Below are 497 nucleotides of genomic sequence, written 5' to 3'. Positions count from 1 at the left end.
AGAAGTCCATACCGTAGCCTAGCGCCCGCTGGGAATATATAATACCCGTGTTTTCAGGGTCCGAGAACGGATGGATCTTATATAGCTCTCTGTTGTCAAGCCCGCCCATGAGCCGAAACGAGACCGCACACGGTCCGCCGGGCGACGTGAGCGGTGACACCGAGGAGTTCGATCCGATCGGGACCCTCACGCTCATCGGGATATACTTCGTCATCCTGGTGCTGTCGTGGGTGTACATCTACTACATCGAGTTCCTCGGCCGCGATCTGGTCGTCGTGGGGTGATCACGAGATGCACATCCACGCCTACGAGAAGATCTGGCTGGCCGCGTCGGTACTGCTGATCCTGTTCCTCCTCGGTTCCGTCACCTACGGCGCCGTCGGGCCCGGCGTCGCGATGGTGAGCGACACCGAACCGACCATCGACGCCGGGGCGTTAGACGAGGACGAGCGGTTCTCCGAGCCCCGCGTCGAACGGGTCGGAGAGAACGAGTACGC

General features: G+C 61.2%; 1 protein-coding gene and 1 pseudogene. Both read left to right on the top strand.

The window, feature by feature from the left end:
* Positions 1-107: 107 nt before the first annotated feature.
* Positions 108-284 carry a hypothetical protein gene (locus EXE42_RS19485; RefSeq protein WP_199233699.1) on the top strand — a complete coding sequence of 59 codons (177 nt, stop codon included), beginning with the start codon at positions 108-110 and terminating at the stop codon, positions 282-284.
* Between the two features lie 7 nt (positions 285-291).
* Positions 292-497 (top strand): annotated as a pseudogene (locus EXE42_RS16710) (cytochrome C oxidase subunit II); the annotation flags it as partial.

Origin of the sequence: Halorubrum sp. SP3 (assembly GCF_005435195.1) — an archaeon.
In the GTDB taxonomy this organism is placed as follows: Archaea; Halobacteriota; Halobacteria; order Halobacteriales; family Haloferacaceae; genus Halorubrum; species Halorubrum sodomense.
Note: the sequence above shows the minus strand (reverse complement) of the source record. Positions and strands in the feature narration are given on the sequence as shown.

Coding starts and splice junctions, on each gene's coding strand:
- EXE42_RS19485 (WP_199233699.1), top strand. CDS start 108: ATGAGCCGAAACGAGACCGCACACGGTCCGCCGGGCGACGTGAGCGGT.